16 protein-coding genes are annotated in these 18,188 nt (G+C 65.3%); 9 read left to right on the forward strand and 7 right to left on the reverse strand.

Going from position 1 to position 18,188, the window contains the following annotated elements:
- Positions 1-5 precede the first annotated feature (5 nt).
- Together ODR01_RS06985 and ODR01_RS06990 are read left to right on the forward strand one after the other, a co-directional pair.
- A complete protein-coding gene (locus tag ODR01_RS06985) occupies positions 6-1,058 on the forward strand; it encodes an ABC transporter ATP-binding protein (RefSeq protein WP_316976909.1) in 1,053 nt (350 codons plus the stop codon).
- Positions 1,055-2,305: an MGH1-like glycoside hydrolase domain-containing protein gene (locus tag ODR01_RS06990; RefSeq protein WP_316976910.1), complete on the forward strand. Its 1,251-nt coding sequence runs from the start codon at positions 1,055-1,057 to the stop codon at positions 2,303-2,305. The genes ODR01_RS06985 and ODR01_RS06990 overlap by 4 nt, the downstream gene beginning before the upstream one ends.
- Before the next feature lie 29 nt (positions 2,306-2,334).
- Here ODR01_RS06990 and ODR01_RS06995 read toward each other — a convergent pair whose 3' ends face one another.
- From ODR01_RS06995 to ODR01_RS07025, 7 genes are all read right to left on the reverse strand, one after another.
- Positions 2,335-3,672: a lactate racemase domain-containing protein gene (locus ODR01_RS06995; protein WP_316976911.1), complete on the reverse strand. Its 1,338-nt coding sequence runs from the start codon at positions 3,670-3,672 to the stop codon at positions 2,335-2,337.
- 30 nt (positions 3,673-3,702) lie between these two features.
- Entirely contained in the window at positions 3,703-4,683 is a 981-nt protein-coding gene (locus ODR01_RS07000) for a phosphoglycerate dehydrogenase (RefSeq protein ID WP_316976912.1), read from the reverse strand.
- Between the two features lie 28 nt (positions 4,684-4,711).
- Positions 4,712-5,599: a dihydrodipicolinate synthase family protein gene (locus tag ODR01_RS07005; RefSeq protein WP_316976913.1), complete on the reverse strand. Its 888-nt coding sequence runs from the start codon at positions 5,597-5,599 to the stop codon at positions 4,712-4,714.
- An 89-nt stretch (positions 5,600-5,688) separates the two neighbouring features.
- Positions 5,689-7,170, reverse strand: coding sequence for a tripartite tricarboxylate transporter permease (locus tag ODR01_RS07010; protein ID WP_316976914.1), 1,482 nt, complete (start codon positions 7,168-7,170; stop codon positions 5,689-5,691).
- Between the two features lie 99 nt (positions 7,171-7,269).
- Positions 7,270-8,244 carry a Bug family tripartite tricarboxylate transporter substrate binding protein gene (locus ODR01_RS07015; protein WP_316976915.1) on the reverse strand — a complete coding sequence of 325 codons (975 nt, stop codon included), beginning with the start codon at positions 8,242-8,244 and terminating at the stop codon, positions 7,270-7,272.
- 49 nt (positions 8,245-8,293) lie between these two features.
- Entirely contained in the window at positions 8,294-8,743 is a 450-nt protein-coding gene (locus ODR01_RS07020; protein ID WP_316976916.1) for a tripartite tricarboxylate transporter TctB family protein, read from the reverse strand.
- Positions 8,744-9,135: 392 nt separating this feature from the next.
- Positions 9,136-9,984 carry an IclR family transcriptional regulator gene (locus tag ODR01_RS07025; protein WP_316976917.1) on the reverse strand — a complete coding sequence of 283 codons (849 nt, stop codon included), beginning with the start codon at positions 9,982-9,984 and terminating at the stop codon, positions 9,136-9,138.
- A 376-nt stretch (positions 9,985-10,360) separates the two neighbouring features.
- On the opposite strand from ODR01_RS07025, the gene ODR01_RS07030 reads away from it, so the two are divergent.
- The 7 genes from ODR01_RS07030 to ODR01_RS07060 all read left to right on the forward strand — a co-directional run bounded on the left by ODR01_RS07030 (position 10,361) and on the right by ODR01_RS07060 (position 18,181).
- Complete coding sequence (locus ODR01_RS07030; protein WP_316976918.1) at positions 10,361-11,503, forward strand: iron-containing alcohol dehydrogenase; 1,143 nt, start codon at positions 10,361-10,363, stop codon at positions 11,501-11,503.
- 41 nt (positions 11,504-11,544) lie between these two features.
- Positions 11,545-12,792, forward strand: coding sequence for a four-carbon acid sugar kinase family protein (locus tag ODR01_RS07035; protein WP_316976919.1), 1,248 nt, complete (start codon positions 11,545-11,547; stop codon positions 12,790-12,792).
- A gap of 14 nt (positions 12,793-12,806) precedes the next feature.
- Positions 12,807-13,841 (forward strand): 4-hydroxythreonine-4-phosphate dehydrogenase PdxA, encoded by a 1,035-nt coding sequence (pdxA, locus tag ODR01_RS07040; protein WP_316976920.1) that lies wholly within the window; start codon positions 12,807-12,809, stop codon positions 13,839-13,841.
- A gap of 336 nt (positions 13,842-14,177) precedes the next feature.
- Positions 14,178-15,674, forward strand: coding sequence for a tripartite tricarboxylate transporter permease (locus ODR01_RS07045; RefSeq protein WP_316976921.1), 1,497 nt, complete (start codon positions 14,178-14,180; stop codon positions 15,672-15,674).
- A 24-nt stretch (positions 15,675-15,698) separates the two neighbouring features.
- Positions 15,699-16,676 (forward strand): tripartite tricarboxylate transporter substrate binding protein, encoded by a 978-nt coding sequence (locus tag ODR01_RS07050; protein WP_316976922.1) that lies wholly within the window; start codon positions 15,699-15,701, stop codon positions 16,674-16,676.
- A gap of 95 nt (positions 16,677-16,771) precedes the next feature.
- Positions 16,772-17,218: a tripartite tricarboxylate transporter TctB family protein gene (locus tag ODR01_RS07055; RefSeq protein ID WP_316976923.1), complete on the forward strand. Its 447-nt coding sequence runs from the start codon at positions 16,772-16,774 to the stop codon at positions 17,216-17,218.
- Positions 17,219-17,248: 30 nt separating this feature from the next.
- Positions 17,249-18,181, forward strand: coding sequence for an NAD(P)-dependent oxidoreductase (locus ODR01_RS07060; RefSeq protein ID WP_316976924.1), 933 nt, complete (start codon positions 17,249-17,251; stop codon positions 18,179-18,181).
- Positions 18,182-18,188: the final 7 nt, after the last annotated feature.

The raw sequence follows: 18,188 nt of genomic DNA on the forward strand, positions 1-18,188 counted from the left end.
GCAAGATGGCTGAGATCCTGATCGATCGCGTCCGCAAGGACTTCGGGCCGGTTCGCGCCCTCGACGAGGTGACGCTCAAGATCGCCGACGGCGAATTCGTTGCCTTGCTGGGGCCATCCGGCTGCGGCAAGACGACCCTGCTGCGCATCATCGCCGGGCTGGAGACGCAAACCGCCGGGCGGATCGTCATCGGCGGGCGCGACCTGACCGACGTGCCGACGCGCAGTCGCGGTCTCGCCATGGTGTTCCAGAACTACGCCGTCTTCCCGCACATGACGGTCTACGAGAATATCGCCTTCGGCCTTCGCATGCAGCGGGCCGATCAGCAGCGGGTCGCCGATCTGGTGGCCCGTGCCGCCCAGCTTCTGCACATCGAGCCCTACCTCGAGCGCTATCCCGGCAACCTTTCGGGTGGGCAGCGCCAGCGGGTGGCGGTGGCGCGCGCGCTGGCCGTCGAACCGCCGGTGCTGCTGATGGACGAGCCGCTGTCGAACCTCGATGCGCTGCTCCGCCTTGAGATGCGGGCCGAACTGAAAACCGTGCTGCAGCACGCCGGGACGACGACCATCTATGTCACCCACGACCAGACGGAAGCCATGGGCCTGGCCGACCGCATCGCCGTGATGCACGGCGGCAGGATCGTGCAGATCGACACGCCGACCGAGATCTACCGCCATCCGAAGACCAGGTTCGTCGGCGGCTTCGTCGGCAGTCCGCCGATGAACTTCCTGTCGGCCGAGGTCAAGGACGGCCAGGTGCGGCTTGGCGGCCTGGCCATTCCGGTATCGGCCGGCGACGGGCCGCTGCTGGCCGGCGTGCGGCCGGAAGACTTCGCCATCGTCGAGCCGGCGCAAGGAATCGCCGCCGAGATCCTGGTGGTCGAGCCGCTGGGCTCGCATACGCTGCTCACCGCCCGCTGCGACGGCAGCACGATCAGGATTGTCGCGCCGGACATCGTGGATTGGCCGGCCGGCCGCCGGATCGGCCTGGTGCCCGCGGCGGGACGGATCGTCTGGATGGACCCCAAGTCGGAACAGGCTTTGGAACGAAAGGAATGACGGAATTGATCGACGCGGCCCAAGCCGTCCTGCGCGCCAACGACCGGGGCGGCTATACCGTGCCCACGGATCGCCTGTATCCGTTCCAGTGGAACTGGGATTCCGCTTTTGTCGCCCTGGGCTGGGCCACCTTCGACGAGGATCGGGCGTGGCGCGAGATCGAGCGGCTTCTCGAAGGGCAGTGGGACGACGGCATGGTGCCGCACATCGTTTTCCACGTGCCGAGCGACGACTACTTTCCGGGGCCGGACGTATGGGGCACCAAGCATCGCCCGGCGACGTCCGGCGTCACCCAACCGCCGGTGCTGGCGACGGTGGTTCGCCGCCTGTTTGACGCAACGGGTGCCGCCGAGCGCGCCGCCGCGCTGTATCCGAAGCTGTTGGCGTGGCATCGCTGGTGGGCGAAGGCGCGCGACCCCCAAGGCACCGGCCTGGTCGCCATCCTGCATCCCTGGGAATCGGGGATGGACAACAGCCCGGCGTGGGATTTGGCGTTGGCTCGCGTGCCGATGTCTGGCGTCACGCCAATCCGCCGCCGCGATACCCGCCACATCGGTGCCGACATGCGCCCGCAGGACGACGAATACCGTCGCTATATTGCGCTCGTCGATCTCTTCCGGACCCTGCGCTGGGAACCCGAAGCGATGTGGGCGCATACCCCTTTTAAGGTTGCTGACGTCGGCATCAACGCCATGCTGCACCGCGCCGAAACCGACCTGCTCGCGCTGGCTGGGGGCTTCGGCCAGCCCGGCGACGAGGACGAGATCGCGCTACGCCTGGAGCGGCGACGCCAGGCGATGCCGGGCTTGTGGAACGAGGCCGCCGGGCTCTTCGAGCCGTTCGACCTGATCGCGCAGGCCCCCGTGCCGGTCGCGACGAGCGCCGGGTTCCTGCCGCTCTTTGCCGGGCTGGTCGACACCAGACAGGCCCGGCGCATGGCCGCCGAAATCGAACGATGGGCTGAGGCCGTGAGATACCTTGTGCCCAGCCTGTCGCCCCGCGATCCCCGCTTCGACGCCAAGCGCTATTGGCGCGGCCCCGTGTGGGCCATCGTCAACCGCATGATCGCCGAAGGTCTCGCCGACTATGGGCAGGACGCGCTGGCAACGCGCATCCACGGGCATACCCAAGCCCTGGTGCGCCGTGGCGGCTTCGCCGAGTACTTCGATCCCACCACGGGCGAAGGTCTTGGCGGCGAGCGCTTCTCCTGGACTGCCGCCACGGCATTGAGTTGGGCGGCGCCATAACTCACGCCACGAGCCGTCGGGATCCGCGATTACGCTTCCGGCATCCCGATCCCAGCCCCGGGCCATTGATCCACCAATGCGCCGTCCCCGCCGAACCGCATCGGTTGCGGGTCGGTCAGGATCTCGACGCCGGGCCGATCCCTGAGGGCGGGAAGCAACGCCTCGGAGGCATAGAGGTATTCCAGGTTCAGCGTGTTGGGGATGCGGATCAGGCCGAGAGAGTCGGGCGTGTGGGACTCGCAGGTCTTGACGGCGGCCTGAATGGCGGTTCGGTCATCGGGCATGACCATGGGCAGGGCTGCCGCGCCTAGGACGCAGGAGGTCAGGGAATTGGTGTAGACGGCGTCGCGGCTGAACTTGCCGGCCAGGCGTTCGGTGACGACGTCGGCGCGGGCGACGCCCGTGGCGTTGCCTTCGCTCTTGTCCGTCACGTCGAGCACGACGATGCGCGAAACCGAGGGGCCGCCGCTGATCGCCGTGGTGGACGGGCGTCCGGTGATGTTGGGGTCCATGCCGCTGCCGGAAAATTCCTTACCGACGGCGTCGACGACGAGCACATCCAGCGGACCGGAAGCCAACGGCTGATCGAGCGGGCCCAACGGCAGGCGCGGCATGTTGCGCATGGCCTCGGTCAGCAGTTCGCGTTCCCGCTCAATCATGCGTTCCGTGGGCAAGACGACGACTCGGGACAGCCGGTGGTAGGCATTCTCGATAGTGGCGATGCCGAACAGCACGCGGCAGGTTGCCAGTTTCATCCGTGCCATTTCGACGATGAACCGCCCGACGTGGTTGAAGCCCCAGGCGTGGCAGTTGTCGGCGCCCGACCGCTTGCCGAGGCCAATCGACAGCATTTTGACGAGGCCGCTTTCGTTGGGGGCCCGGAACGCGCTGTGCGGCTTGATGCGATTGAAAAGGACGATGCCGTCCGCCTCGAAGGCCAGCCTGTCGATGCGGACCTCCATGCCGTTGGCGAGACGCCCCAGTTCCACCGTTTCCATGCTCGAGCGGATCGGGCAGCCGGCCGTCCGTTCGGTGACGCCCAGTTGGGCGAGCACGCTGATCTGCCCTTCCGCCGTGGCGCCGCCGTGACTCCCCATGGCAGGGACGATGAAGGGATGGGCGCCACGTTCGCGCACCTCCCGCACGATGGCGCGGACGAGTTCCGGCAGATCGGCGAGCCCGCGACTGCCGACGGTAAGCGCGATGCTCATGCCTGGCTTCAGCGCGGAAACGCACGGTGCACCGGCGAGCGCATCGTGAACGGCACTTGCCGGATCGCCGGCCTCGCGGGTCTCGAAGGTCTGGCGGACCAACGCCACGGGGGGCAGCCCGACATGTTCGACCAGCTTGAGGTATCGAGGTCTCATGACGTCCTGCGGAAAATCTCCCGCCGCATCTCACCCCCGTTGCGGGGTGGCATAGATTTCAGGGTTCAGCACGCGGGGGGAACGATCGCCAGCCAGCACGGTATCGATATCGGCGATGGTCATCAGTCCCATGCGCTCCACCGATTCCGTGGTATCGGCGCCGCAGTGGGGGGTGAAGACCACGCGCGGGTGGACGAAGATCGGGTGGCTGCGGTCCGGGGGTTCGGCCACGTAGGCGTCGATCGCCGCGCCCATCAGGCGGTCGGATTGCAGGGCCGCCGTCAGGGCGTCCAGGTCGACGACCTCGCCGCGCGCGAAGTTCATCAGGTAGGCCGTGGGCTTCATCCGGGCGAGTTCGGCGGCGCCGATGAGATGGGCATTGTCCTTGCCGCCGAAGACATGCAGCGAGACATAGTCTGCCTGCGCGAGAAGCGCATCGAGGCCGAGCAGCTCGATGCCGTGTTCCCGGACGAAGGCGGCATCGGGGTACAGCTCGGTTGCGACGACCTTCATGCCCAATGCCCGGGCCTTGCGCGCCAGGGTCTTGCCGATGTTGCCGAGCCCGACGACCCCCAGGGTCTTGCCCTCGACTTCCGTGCCGATATGGCGCTGCCAAGCGCCGCCGACCACCACCTGATGCATCATCGGAATACGCCGGGCCAGGGACAGCATGCTGCCCAGCGCCAATTCCGCCACCGCGTTGGCATTGGCGCCGGGGGTGTTGAACACCGGGATGCCGCGCGCCGTCGCCGCCGGCACGTCGATATTGTCGACGCCGACGCCGTGCTTGAGGACGGCGCGCAGCCGCGGGGCATTCCCGATGACGGCGGCGGTCGCCGGGATCAGCCCCACCACCAGGAACTCCATCCGCTCGATATGATCGGCGACCCCGCCGTCCGGCCGCGTCGTGTCCGTGCAGCGAATGAACTCCCAGTCGTGCTCCTGGATGCGCTGCGGCACGCAGCCGACCTTGCCGAAACCGGGGGACGTGGTGACAACGACGGTTTTCATGATATCCACTCTCTCGTTCAGGGCCCCTTTATTGCGCGATGGCGTGCTTTTCCAGGATCGCCCGGATCTTCGCGTCCAGGTCGGGCGTGGACAGGAGGGCCGGCTGGCGGCTGGCCCCCACGCTGGCGTCCATCAGGTAAAGCGCGCGCTTGACCATCGCCGGCGCGTAGCCCAGGGCATAGAGGTCGATCCGAAGCTTGGTGAACAGATCCTGCTGGCGTTCCGACGCCGCCATGTCGCCTTTCTCGAACTCCTTGCAGATCGCGTTGAGCGGCACCGGCATGACATTGCCGAGACCCGAAATGCACCCTTTGGCGCCATGGGACAGCGCGTAGTAGATGAGGGAATCCGGCCCCGAGAAGACATCGAAATCGTTTCGGCCGTTGGCGATCTCCAGGTAGGCGTCGATCGTTTCCTTGGTGCCGCCGCTGTCCTTGATGCCGAGGATGTTGGGGTGGTCGGCAAGCCGAGCCGCCGTTGCCGGCTCGATATGGTTCTGGGTGCGCGCCGGGATGTCGTAGAGGTAGACGGGACGCTGCAAAGCGTCGGCGACGCGGGAGAAATGGGTGAACAGACCGTCCTGCGTGCAGCCGATGAAGTAGGGCGTGATGACGGCGATCGCATCGACGCCGAGCTTCACCATTTCCTTGCCGAGCAGGATTGTCTCGTAGGTCGACGGCGTTCCGACGTTCACGAACACCTTGACCTTGCCGGCCACCTCGTCGACGACCTCGCCGCAAAGCCGCACCTTCTCTTCGAAGGTCAGGCTGGTGAAGTCCCCGTTGGTGCCGCAGCAAAGAATGTTGTTGCCCGCGGCCACCTGGCGGCGGACCTGCTTTCTGACCGCCGGATAGTTGATGTTCTCCTGATCGTCGAAGCAGGTGACCAACGCGACAAAGGGAAGGCGTTCTTTCATGGGATTCCTCACGTTATCGAAAGACTGTTGGGATGGATCGGCGCCCGCCGACGCGGGTGCCGGTGCGGATGCGTCGCGCGACGCTGCTTTCAGGTCGTTGCGTCTTTCTTCTTCTGGGCTCGCTTCTGGTAGATCGGCCAGGCCAGCGAAAGCAGCGTGAGAAGCAGAAAGAGCACGGTGATCGGGCTGGAGACGAACTTCACGATATCGTCGTCGGCGAGCATGAGGCCTTGGCGCAGGTTGGTCTCGGCAAGTGGCCCCAGGATCAAGGCGATGCAGAGCGCGGCCTGCGAGAAGTCGAATTTCTGCATCACGTAGCCAAGCACCCCGAAGCCCAGCATCGTATACAGGTCTATGTCATTCATGTTGATCGCGTAGGAGCCGATGAAGCAGAACACGACGATGGAGACAGTCAGGGTCTTCTTCGGGATCGCCAGAATTTTCGAGAAATACCGGATGCCGATCATGCCGAAAATGAGCATGAAGATATTGGCCAGGAAGGTTCCGGTGAAAATGCCGACAACGATGCCTGGGTTCTCCTGGAAAAGCATGGGTCCCGGCGCAATGCCCTGGATCATCAGTCCGCCCATGAGCACCGCCGTGACCACATCGCCGGGAATGCCCAGTGCCAACAGCGGGACCAGCGCGCCGCCGCAGACGGCATTGTTGGCGCTCTCGGTTGCGGCGACGCCGGGCACGTGTCCGGTACCGAATTTCTCCGGCGTCTTGGAGGCCCGACGAGCTTCGTTGTAGCTGATCCAGGAGGCTGTTCCCGACCCGGTGCCGGGAATGATGCCGACGATGGTGCCGATGATCGAACCGCGCAGCAGGACGCCGGCCGACTCCCGCATATCGGCCCACGAGGGCAGGACGCCCGAAATCTTGATCGTCTTGATCCTGTCTTCGAAGATGTGTTCGAGCTGGACGAAAACCTCGGAGAGCGCGAACAACCCGATCAGCGCCGGCGTAAAGGCAAATCCGGAGGCAAAGCCGGTAAACCCGAACGTGTAGCGTGTGGCGCCCGTCACGGGATCGCCGCCGACGCAGGACAAGAGAATACCCAACATGCCGGCGATGCATCCCTTGAGAATGTCGCTGGACAGGCTGGCGATGATCGTCAACCCAAAGAGAGCCAACGCGAAATATTCGGACGGGCCGAACTTGAGGGCGATGGAGGCGAGCTGCGGGGCCAGGGTCGCCAGCACGATCGAACTGAAGACGCCCCCGACGAAGGAGGCGATGGTCGCCATCCCCAGCGCCTTTCCCGCGAATCCCTTCTGCGCCAAGGGGTAGCCGTCGAGAACGGTTGCGGCGGAGGAGGGCGTTCCCGGCGTCTTGATCAGAATGGCCGAGATGCATCCGCCATAGATGCCGCCGATGTAAATGCCGATCAGCATGTTGATGCCTTCGATCGGCTCCATCCCGAACGTCAGAGGGATGAGCAAGGCGACGCCCATCGTTGCGGTTAGCCCCGGCAGCGCGCCGATGACGATTCCGCCGGCCGTTCCCAGCGCGATGGCCCACAAGACACCTGGGCTGAAGGCCGCCTCAATGTACTGGAAGTACTCCATGTCTGCTCTCTTCGCCCCGTCATGGAACCGAGAAGGGATGGGGCCGTCGGTGCCGGGGCCGCGCTGCGTTTGCGGCCCCGGCCGGCGTCCGTGGGAGGTCTACTTCTTGACGTTCATTCCATACATGCCGAGGGAACGGATGACCTTTTCGGCGACCGCCGAATCCCGCTCGGCCAGCGCTTTGTACTGGGCGTTGGTCCGGAACTCGATGTACTCGCCGAGGTCGTCCATCTTCTTGAGGAACTTCGCATCTTGGAACACCTTGTCGAGCGCGCCTTCCAGCTTCGCCTTGACGGGCGCGGGAAGGCCTTTCGGCGCAATGATTCCCTTCCATGCCGACCACGTGAAATCGACGCCCGCTTCCTTGGCGGTCGGGGCGTCGGGGAACTGTTTGATCCGCTGCTCCTCCATGACCATGATGACCTTGATGTTCCCGGCCTTAGCCTGGGTGAGCAGTTCGGAGGGATGAGCCACCACGGCATCGATGTGGCCGCCGACGCAGGCGGTAATGGCCGTCGCCGAGCCGCCGTACGGCATGCTCTTCACCTGCACGCCGGCCGCCATGGCCAAGCCTTCCATCGCGATGTGGCTGGCGCCGCCGGCACCGGAGTTGCCGACCGACAGTTTGCCGGGGTTGGCCTTGGCGTATGCGAGGAACGACTTCGCGTCCTGGAACGGAACGTTCTTGTTGACGCCGACCAGCATGAGGTTGCGTCCCATCAGGGCGAGGAATTCGACGTCTTTGACGGCGTAGTCGATGCCGCCGTAGTGGGGCAGCATCGCCAACGGCCCCTGAGCGCCGAAACCGACGGTGTAGCCGTCGGGGGCGGCGTGAAGCACCGCGCTGGTGCCGATCGAGCCGCCGCCGCCGGGCATGTTGCGCACCACCATGGTGCCGCCTAAGTAGGGTTCGATGAATTCCGCCATGACGCGGGCGGACAGATCCGTCCCCCCTCCCGCGGCATAGGGCACGACGATCTGTACGGGGCGGGCCGGATAGGAATCCGCCGCCGCGGCCGTGGCGACGAAAACGGACAAACAGCAGCCGACCAGGGCGGTCACGGGGTACTTCATCGCTCTTCTCCTTGTAAATGTATCGAGGGCTATCAGCGGCGTCGATTCGTCAGGGTAGGTAGACTTTGATGATCTGCGTAAAAACCAGATACACGCTTAGAATGATTCCCAAAGGAATGACGGCAAAATGGAGGACTTTTCGTTCGCCAAGAACAAGCATCGCAATGATGAAGAACGCGGCTGTACTGATGATGTACCCTGTCTGGACATAGAAGGCGGCGTAGGCAACCATCAGCAAAAAGAAAAGCGCGAGTTTTATCGCGAGGCGGACGCTGGTGGTGCGCGCGCCTTCTTGCGGTTGGCGTTGGCGCGTCACCAGCGTCCGCAGGGCAAGCGCGATCGAGAGAAGGGCGATGCCGCCTATCATCAACCATGGGAAAAAGCTGGGGCCCGCCCATGTCCCCGTGCCAACAGTAGAAAGGCCCGTGGTCAACACGGCGGCGAAAACACAGAAGGACAGGAGGGCGAGCGCCAACCACAGATCGGCATGCCTATTCATGGGGATGGTTCCGTTTCGGGGTGCCGACGGCGTTCCGAGGGGTGGCCCATCGGTGGGGGTGATGACATGGCTCTGCGGGGGGCGCCAAGGTCGCCGGTTGGCAGATGGCCACCCCATCGAATCCAGGGTTCGAACGGCAAAACGGCATTTGTTCACACGTGGCGGCCGGCTGTTTGTCGTTTGGTGCGCAACCCGTGCGCGCTCAGCCTGAACCGCCTATCCCTGCTTTTGTGATGATCGGAATCCGATCATGTGTTCGAGATTTATGATGCGCGCCGATGATGGATTTGTCAACGGGCATGCGTCGGGCGCGGCGAATGCCGTCCTAGGGGATGGGGTTCACGACCGGCGCCTTCCGAGCCCGGTCAGGACTATGGAGAAAGGTCCGGCCTTCAGCGGCGGGAGGAGGTGGAGGGGGCCGAAAACTGTCCGTCGGCGAGGCGGCCGAAGGAAAACTTCACGGCGTCCGACAGCTCTGTGGCTGCATTGAGGACGGCCGGCGTCGCCCGTTCGACGAAGGCTTCGATGCCCATGCGCTCCGACGTGATGGTCAGACTGATGCCGCCCACCGGCACGCCATCGGCGTTCAAGACCGGTGCCGCCACCGTTCGCAGGCCGAAGGCGTTCTCGCCATCGGAAACGGCATATCCCTGAGAACGGACGGCTTCCAGGCGGACAAGCAGCTCCTCGAGGCCGACCAGCGTCCGTTCGGAGAACTTCGTCCGGTGCGAGGCATTCAGGCGCTCGATTTGTTCCTGGCGCGGCAGGAACGCCAGCATCGCGTGCCCGAGGGCGGCGGCATAAGCCTTCGTGCGCGTCCCCGGGCGGCGGTCGAGTCCCGACAACGACAGTCCGCTTTCGACGCGGACGATGTAGACGACGTCGTCGCGGTCCAGCACCCCATAGGACGCCGCATCGGCGATCTCCGGGACCAGCTCGCGCAGGATGGGAAAGGCGTGTTCGCGGAGATCGGAGCCCATCAGGGCGTTGTAGCCGATCTGCAGGCACTTCAGGGTCAGTCGAAACCGCTTGTTGTCGCTGGTGGCGCGAAGGAAACCCAACGAAACCAGGGTGTGGACCAGGCGGAAGGCGGTCCCGCGATCGATGCCCGCGCGGGCCGCGATCTCGGGCAATGACAGTTCCGGTTCGTCGGTCTGGAAGACCGCAAGCACGCCCAAAACCTTGGCCGCCGATCGGACCTTGTTCTTCTCGTTCTCCGTAGGGTCACGCCGTTCGACCATCCCGGCTTTCTCCTGATCGCTATCCGAACGTCTGCTTGGTTATCTATAGGGGGGCCGGCGCCCTGTCAACACGCGGCCGGCGGCCACCGGGGCTTGGCTGGCGGGAGGATCTGGAGGCCGGCTTGAGAGAAAGGGGAAGTTGGCCACAGGGTGTTCGGTATCCGTAAAAAATTGGATTATGATAAGCTTCAAAGGGAAGCCAGTACGGACCGGAGGGAGCGCGCCCCGGCGGCCCTCGTCGGGTGGTTGACAGGAGGGGTGATTGACGGCACCATGCGCAAACGCGTGCGAATGTTCGGAATACGAACAAAAGCGTCAGAGACATTTTGTGCACCCCCCAGAGCTTGGCGCAGGGTTGCGGTCGGAGGAATCGGTTTTGTCCAGTCTTGCCCGTCCCGTCACCCTGCAATACCCGCCCACCCTCCAATGCGGCCAGGGAACCGCCTCGGCAGTCGGCCCTTGGGCCGAGATGCAGGGGTGCCGGCGCGTTCTGGTGGTCGCGGACGCCTTTAATGCGGACCGGATCGAGCGGCTGGGGCTGCCCGGCCAGGCGGTCGTCTTCGATCGGATCAGGCCCGAGCCGGATATCGCCAATCTCGACGCTCTTCTTGCCGTCGCGCGCGGGGCTGCGCCCGATCTCGTCATCGGGTTCGGGGGCGGCAGCGCGATGGACCTCGCCAAACTGGCGGCGGTCCTGCACGACAGCGTCCAGACCCTTGCCGACGTCGTCGGCGCCGGCCGTGTCGCCGGACGGCGAAGCGTCCTGGTCCAGGTGCCGACCACTTCGGGGACCGGCAGCGAATGTGGCACGCGCGCCCTGGTGACGGATGCGGCCAATCATCGGAAACTGGCGGTGGAAAGCCGCCACATGCTGGCCGACATGGCGGTGATCGATCCGGATTTGACGATATCGGTCCCGCCGGCGGTGACGGCGGCGACGGGTGTCGACGCCTTGGCGCACTGCGTGGAATCGTTCACCAATCGCAAGTCCCACCCCCTCGTCGATCTCTATGCCGAGGAGGGGATCCGGCTTGTCGGACGGCATCTGGCGCAAGCCGTCACCGCCGGCGACGATGGCGAGGCGCGGATGGGCATGAGCCTGGCCAGCATGTACGGTGGACTTTGCCTCGGCCCCGTCAACACGGCAGCCGGTCACGCCGTCGCCTACCCGCTGGGGACCCGGTTCGGCCTGCCGCATGGGCTGGCCAATGCCCTGATCTTCCCGTACGTCCTGGCGTTCAATGCGCCGGCCTGTCCCGCCAAGACGGCCCGTATTCTCGATCTGCTCGGCCAGCCCGGTGGCGACACTCCGTCGGAGGAAGAAGTCTTCCGTCTCGCCGACGGATTCTGCCGGGGTGTCGGGATCGATGGCGCCGCCATTCCGTCTTTCGCCGAGGGCGATCTGGAGGCGATGGCCGACGAGGCCTTCTCCATCAAGCGCCTGCTCGACAATAATCCACGGGATGTCGGTCGCAATGATATCCTCGGCATTTACCGGCGCTTGGCGGCCCGCCGGTAACTCGGCCGATATGCTGCCGATCAAGGTCTTCTGAGGAAGGCATGCTGGAGATCGCAATCATTGCCGACGACCTGACGGGTGCGGCGGACACCGGCATCCAGTTCCGGGCCCTCTATGGCCAGGCGCTGCTGATGGCCGACAACGGCTTGGCGGCGCGTCCGCCGCAGCCGACGCCCGAGGTGCTGGCGGTGCACACGATGAGCCGGGCGCTGCCGGTGGGGCAGGCCCGCGCCCGCATCCGGCTGGCCGGCGAGAGGCTGACCCTATGGCGGCCGGGACGGGTGTTCAAGAAGGTGGATTCCTGCCTGCGCGGCAACATCGGTGCCGAGACCGACGCCCTGATGGATACGTTGGGCGTGCCGATGAGCTTTATCGCGCCGGCCTTTCCCAAGGTCGGGCGCACCACGCGCGACGACGTCCATCTGGTCCACGGTCGGCCGGTGGCGGAGACCGAGATGGGGTGCGACCCGGCGACCCCGGTGACGGAAAGCCGGCTGTCCAGGGTCATCGCCGCCCAAAGCCACCACCGGGTCGGCCACGTCGACCTCAAGACGGTGGTCGACGGCGAGGCGGCGCTTGTTGCCGCCGTCAACAGGCTGGTGGACGAGGGGGCCCGCCACATCGTTTTCGACATCGTCGAGCAGAGCCATCTGGCGGCGGTGGCTCATTTGGCGTTGAAGTTTTTTCCGGATGCCCTGCTGGTCGGCTCGGCGGGACTGGCCGAGGGGTTGTGCGATTGTCGGCGCCATCGCGCGGCATCCCGGCCCAGGAAACTGGCCGCCGCGCCCGGCCATCACCTGATCGTGCTGGGCACGGCATCGCCGCGGGCGCGCCGCCAGGTCGAGGTTCTGCAAGCCGCCCGTCCCTGTGCCCTCATCGAGCTGGATGCCGGCCGGCTGGCCAGGACCGACCTGGTTCCCGAGGAGGACGATCTCGCCGACCTGGCGGAGGCGCTGGCGAACGGCGACGTGGTGGCGCGCATCGCGCCGCCGCCGGCCGAGACCTCGGCGCGCACCACGCGGCGGGTGGCCGGCGGCTTCGGCGCGCTGGTGGCGGCCCTGGTGGCGCGCACGCCGCCGGCCAGCCTGTTTCTTTCCGGCGGCGACACGGCGTTGTCGGTGCTGGGCAGGCTGGGCGCGCGCGGACTTCGGCTGGAACTCGAGATCGTGCCCGGCCTGGTGCTGGGTACCGTGGTCGGCTGTGCCTTCGAAGGCTTGGCCATCGGCACCAAACCTGGCGCCTTCGGCGACGACGACGCGTTGCTTCGATGGCGTGATTTCTGGTCATGAGGAAGGAACCAACCATGAGCCTGCCCATTCTCGCCATCACCATGGGCGACCCGGCCGGCATCGGCGCCGAGATCGCCGCCAAGACCCTGGCCGAGCAGGAGACGTACAAGATCTGCCGCCCGCTCGTCATCGGCGACGCCTGCGTCATGGAAGACGCCGTGCGCCTGTGCAAGCTCGACCTCGCCATCCATGCCATCGACGATCCAGCGGCGGGAACGTACCGCTTCGGCAGCCTCGACGTCCTCGACCTTGCCTTCCTGGAGCCCGACGAACACCGCTACAAGCAGGTGACCGCCAGGCAGGGTGACGCCGCCTTCCACTACGTCGCCAAAGCCATCGAACTGGCCATGGCGGGCCAAGTCGACGGCACCGTCACCGGGCCGATCAACAAGGAGTCCCTCAACCTCGCCGGCCACCACTATTCGGGCCACACCGAGATCTACGGGGGACTGACCCGCACCAAGGACTACGCGATGATGCTGGCCGACGGCGACTTCCGGGTGGTGCATGTGTCCACCCACGTCAGCCTGCGCCAGGCCTGCGACAGGGTGAAGACGCCGCGCGTGCTGCGCGTCATCGAACTGGCGGACGCCGCGCTCAAGCAGCTCGGCATCGCCGAACCTCGCATCGGTGTCTGCGGCCTCAACCCGCATTGCGGCGAGGCGCGCATGTTCGGCACCGAGGACGAGGACGAGATCCGTCCCGCCGTCGAGCAGGCCAGGGGGCGCGGCATCGCCGCCGAAGGGCCGCTGCCGGCCGACACCATCTTTTCCAAGATGGCCGGCGGCATGTTCGACATCGTGGTCGCCATGTACCACGACCAGGGCCATATCCCGACCAAGCTGGTCGGCTTCAAGTACGACGGCAAGACCGACACCTGGGCCCAGATGGCCGGCGTCAACATCACGCTCGGCCTGCCCATCATCCGCGTCTCGGTCGACCACGGCACCGCCTTCGATCGGGCCGGCGAAGGCCGCGCCAACCCCCAGTCCCTCATCGAGGCGGTCCGCTACGCCAGCCGCTTCGCCAGGGGGGCGGCCAACCGCTAAGACATCGCATCCGTTCCGGTGGTCTCCGAGCGCCGCAGCCTCAAAAGCTGCGGCGTTTTTGTCGTCGCCTCGGAAGGGTGGAAGCGGGACGAAAAACCCATCGTTGATCCGTTGGATAATCCGGCATCGGAAAGCGGCGCCAAAAAAACGCTGGACCGCCGCCGCCTACTCCATGCTAAAACGACCGTATGAAAACAAACGTTTGTTTTACCTGGTGAGAGATTGAACTTCGGCGGTTGACCGTCGATCGGGAGCCGCTGGGACCGGCGGGCCAAGCCGGCCACCAGGTGACGGGAGCGACGACGGGGGCAAGGCCAAAGGGAGCAGGCGGGGGAAATGGCACATACGTTGATGGACGCGCTGGTGATCGTTTTCAGCATCGGCGGCCTTTCGTGCATTGTCATCGGCGTCCTGGTCGGCATCTTCGTCGGGGCGATGCCGGGCCTCGGTCCGTCGATCGGCATCGCGCTGCTCATCCCCTTCACCTACGGACTTTCGACCAGCTATAGCCTGCTGCTGCTGGTTTCGCTCTACATGGCGGCCGAATACGGTGGGTCCATCAGCGCCATTTTGATCGCGACGCCGGGAACGTCGGCTGCCGCCGCCACGGTGCTTGATGGTTATCCCTTGCGGCAGAAGGGGTTCCCCGGGTTGGCACTCGGCATTTCGCTCAGCGCCTCGTCGGTGGGTGGCCTGATCGGTACGCTGGCGCTGATCCTGTTCGCCCAGCCGCTGGCCGAGGTGGCCCTGCGCTTCGGTCCGCCCGCCTATTTCGCCATCGGCCTGTTCGGTTTGACGACGGTCGCCTCGCTGTCGGCCGAATCGCCGATCAAGGGTTTGCTGGTAGCCTGTTTCGGGCTGGCCATCGCGACCATCGGCATCGATCCCATTTCCGGGGCGCCGCGCTTCGCCTTCGGGCAGATGGAACTTTTCGAGGGGGTTCCCTTTCTGACCGCCCTGATCGGCCTGTTCGCCCTGTCCGAAGCCTTCGGCATGGCCGAGCGCAAGATCACCAAACGCAAGGTTGACGAACGGGTGGGACACATCCTCCTGTCGCTCAGACAATGGCGCGACCTGCTGCCGACCATGATGAGCGGCTCGATCATCGGCACCATCCTGGGGATTGTCCCCGGCGTCGGCGGCAACATCGCCTGCTGGCTCGCCTATGATCGAGCCAGGAAGCGCTCCAAGCATCCGGAAAGCTTCGGTACCGGCGAACCCAAGGGCATCGCCGCGCCGGAGGCCGCCAACAATGCCACCGTGGGAGGCGCGATGATCCCACTCTTGTCCCTGGGCGTGCCCGGCTCGCCGACCACGGCCGTTCTCATGGGCGCCCTCATCCTGCACGGCGTGCGGCCGGGACCGCAGCTGTTTACCGAGGCGCCGGACATGATCTACGCGCTGTTTATCGGCTTGGCGGTCTGCGTCGCCGTGATGTTCCTCATCGGCTCGTTTACGCTGTCCTGGTGGGCCCGCCTGATGTCGGTTTCCGACTCGGTGCTGGTCGTCGTCATCTGCGTGCTGTCCACCGTCGGCGCCTTCAGCCTGCGCAGCCTGATGTTCGACGTCTATGTCACAGTGGGCTTTGGCGTGCTGGGCTACATCCTCAAGAAGTTCAGGTTCCCGATGCCGCCCATCGTGCTCGCGATGGTGCTGGGCTACCTGGTCGAATCCAATTTCCGCACCGCGCTTCTCATGTCCCAGGGAAGCTACGCGATCTTTTTTGAGGATTGGCTTTGCCTGCTGTTCATCGTCCTCAGCGTCGGCACCTTCGTCTGGCCGCTGCTCAAGCAACGCGTCGCTCGCGTTCTCGGTTTCAACACCACCAAATAGTGCTTCGCAACAGAGGAGGTCGACATGACATTTGGAAAAACCGGAGGATGGGTTTCGGGGCTTCTTGCCTCGGTTTGCCTGGTTCTCGCCGTCGCCACGCCCGAGGCCAGGGCCGCCTTCCCGGGAAAGACCATCAACCTCGCCGTCTGGAGCGGCGCCGGCGGCGCGCTCGACATATACGGCCGCAAGCTTGCCGAGATGCTCACCAAGGAGATGGGCTGGACGACCAAGGTCGAGAACCGCCCCGGCGGCAGCGGGTCGGTCGGCATGTCCTACATGATGACCCAGCCGGCCGACGGGCATACCTGGCTGATCTTCACGGCGACGCTGAGCACCGGCATCGTCCGCGAGCTGATTCCGTTCAAGACCTCCGACATCCGCTTCGTGCGCGCGATGACGGCGGAACCGACGTCGCTGGCCGTTCGCAAGGACAGCCCGCTCAAGTCCACCGCCGACTTCGTCAATTACATGAAGGCTCATCCAAAGGGGCTGAAGACCGGCGGCCATTCCTCGGGCGGCTTCCACCAGTACATGCTGTTCCAGCTGATGGAGAAGGGCGGTTTTGAAGCCGGATGGGTGCCGCACGATTCCTCGGCCAAGATTCCGCTCAACATCATGGGCGGGCATATCGACGCCTCCATGATGACGCCGTCGTCCGGCCTGTCGCAGGTGCAGTCGGGGGATATCCGGCTGCTCGGCGTCAGCCTGCCCGAGCGTTCCAAGTTCCTGCCCGACGTGCCCACCTTCAAGGAACAGGGCTTCGATCTGGTCGACATGATCTGGCGTGGCGTGGCGCTGAAGGCGGGAACGCCAGAACCGATCGTGGCGGAAATCCAGAAGGCGCTCGACAAGGTCGAGGCCAGTGCCGAATGGCAGGCTTACATGAAGGATGAGTTCCAGGAGAATCCCGGTTACCGCGACGACGCCTTCCGCCAAAAGGTGGAAAAGGAGATCGTCGAGCAGCGCGCGTACCTTGAAAAGGCGGGTTTCCTCAAGAAGTAGGAACACGTGCAGGCCCCGGGGGACCCGCGATCCCCCGGGGCGCCCAACGACCAGGACGATCGAGCGGAACGGCCGATCGCGCAGAAGGTGAACAGATGAGAAAGGGTTCCATCGTCATTGCCTTGATCTTCATGGCGCTCGGCATCGCCTTCATCCATCAGGCGCAGTTGCTGCCGGAAAGTCCGACCGCCGATGACGTCGGGCCCGGCGAGTTGCCGACCTGGCTGGGCGTGGCCGGGGTCCTGCTGTCGATGGTTCTGGTGGTGTCGCAATGGCGGATGCGGGAGGCGGCCGACGAGGTCATCTCGTTCACCCGCCAAGGCGCCGGATTCCTTTTGTTGGCCCTTGCTTTCCTGGTGGCGATCCCGTTCATCGGGTTCGTCGTCGCCGCCGCCGTCTTCTCGGCGGTCGGCGTCTACGTCCTGGAGTCGTCGCGCAAGGCGGTCTTGCCGGTTGCCGTCGGCGGCGGCGTCGCCGCCTTCCTCTATCTGGTTTTTCAACGCCTCCTGGACGTTCCGTTGCCGGGCGGCTTGCTATTGTAAACGGGTGATTTCGGTGTGGGGAAAAGACACATGGGTGCGGTCGTGAAGGACAAGAAGAAAATCGACGGTCGGATCGCCTTCATCGGGTTCGGCGAGGCCGCACAGGCCTTTCTGACTGGCTGGCGCACGGTGGCCGAGTTCGCCGTCGACGCCTACGACATCAAGACCGATCAGACGGAAACCCGGATTGCCAAGCAAGAGGACTACCGGATGCATGGCATCGGGGGTGGGGCAAGCGCCGCCGAGGTGGTGCAAGGCGCATCCTTCGTCTTCTCGGCGGTCACCGCCGACGCCAGCCTGGATGCCGCCGAAAGCGTGGTGCCGGCCATCGGGGCGGGCGCGCTTTATCTCGACATCAACTCGGTGTCGCCGAATCGCAAGCGCGCATCGGCCGACCTGATCGCGGCCACCGGCGCCCTTTACGTCGACGTCGCGGTGATGGCTCCGGTCCATCCCAAACTGCACCGCACGCCGCTGCTCATCAGCGGGCCGGGCGCCGAGAAGGCGGCGGACCTTCTGGATCGCCTGGACATGAAATTCGAGCTGATCTCCGGGAAGGTCGGCGACGCTTCGGTGATCAAGATGATCCGCAGCGTCCTGGTCAAGGGCTTCGAAAGCCTGATGGTCGAAAGCGTCGTGGCCGCCGTCAAGGCGGGGGTGGACGAACGCATCCTCAATTCGCTGGGCAACGTCTATCCCGGCATGGATATGGCCAAGCATGCCGGCTACATGATGGAGCGCGTCATGGTCCACGGCCGGCGCCGTGCCGCCGAGATGCGCGAGGTCGAAAAGACGCTGCAGGAGTTGGGCATCGACGGCTTCATGGCGGCGGCGACGGCGCGCCGCCAGGACTGGTTCGTCGACCTGGGGGCGGCGGCCGATTTTCCGGACGGCGTGCCCGAGGACTATCGCGCCCTTGCCCGGGCCGCGCTGCGCCGGCTGGAAGCACGCAAGCCTTCCTGAGCCGGCG

Origin of the sequence: Shumkonia mesophila, assembly GCF_026163695.1 — a bacterium.
Classification (GTDB): Bacteria; Pseudomonadota; Alphaproteobacteria; order Rhodospirillales; family Shumkoniaceae; genus Shumkonia; species Shumkonia mesophila.

Excerpts from the sequence above, each read along its gene's own strand:
- ODR01_RS06995 (WP_316976911.1), bottom strand. The coding sequence starts at position 3,672 with ATGAGACCTCGATACCTCAAGCTGGTCGAACATGTCGGGCTGCCCCCC.
- ODR01_RS07060 (WP_316976924.1), top strand. The coding sequence starts at position 17,249 with ATGGGTGCGGTCGTGAAGGACAAGAAGAAAATCGACGGTCGGATCGCC.
- ODR01_RS07000 (WP_316976912.1), bottom strand. The coding sequence starts at position 4,683 with ATGAAAACCGTCGTTGTCACCACGTCCCCCGGTTTCGGCAAGGTCGGC.
- ODR01_RS06985 (WP_316976909.1), top strand. The coding sequence starts at position 6 with ATGGCTGAGATCCTGATCGATCGCGTCCGCAAGGACTTCGGGCCGGTT.
- ODR01_RS07045 (WP_316976921.1), top strand. The coding sequence starts at position 14,178 with ATGGCACATACGTTGATGGACGCGCTGGTGATCGTTTTCAGCATCGGC.
- ODR01_RS07005 (WP_316976913.1), bottom strand. The coding sequence starts at position 5,599 with ATGAAAGAACGCCTTCCCTTTGTCGCGTTGGTCACCTGCTTCGACGAT.
- ODR01_RS07010 (WP_316976914.1), bottom strand. The coding sequence starts at position 7,170 with ATGGAGTACTTCCAGTACATTGAGGCGGCCTTCAGCCCAGGTGTCTTG.
- ODR01_RS07050 (WP_316976922.1), top strand. The coding sequence starts at position 15,699 with ATGACATTTGGAAAAACCGGAGGATGGGTTTCGGGGCTTCTTGCCTCG.
- ODR01_RS06990 (WP_316976910.1), top strand. The coding sequence starts at position 1,055 with ATGACGGAATTGATCGACGCGGCCCAAGCCGTCCTGCGCGCCAACGAC.
- ODR01_RS07035 (WP_316976919.1), top strand. The coding sequence starts at position 11,545 with ATGCTGGAGATCGCAATCATTGCCGACGACCTGACGGGTGCGGCGGAC.
- ODR01_RS07025 (WP_316976917.1), bottom strand. The coding sequence starts at position 9,984 with ATGGTCGAACGGCGTGACCCTACGGAGAACGAGAAGAACAAGGTCCGA.
- ODR01_RS07015 (WP_316976915.1), bottom strand. The coding sequence starts at position 8,244 with ATGAAGTACCCCGTGACCGCCCTGGTCGGCTGCTGTTTGTCCGTTTTC.
- ODR01_RS07055 (WP_316976923.1), top strand. The coding sequence starts at position 16,772 with ATGAGAAAGGGTTCCATCGTCATTGCCTTGATCTTCATGGCGCTCGGC.
- ODR01_RS07020 (WP_316976916.1), bottom strand. The coding sequence starts at position 8,743 with ATGAATAGGCATGCCGATCTGTGGTTGGCGCTCGCCCTCCTGTCCTTC.
- pdxA (WP_316976920.1), top strand. The coding sequence starts at position 12,807 with ATGAGCCTGCCCATTCTCGCCATCACCATGGGCGACCCGGCCGGCATC.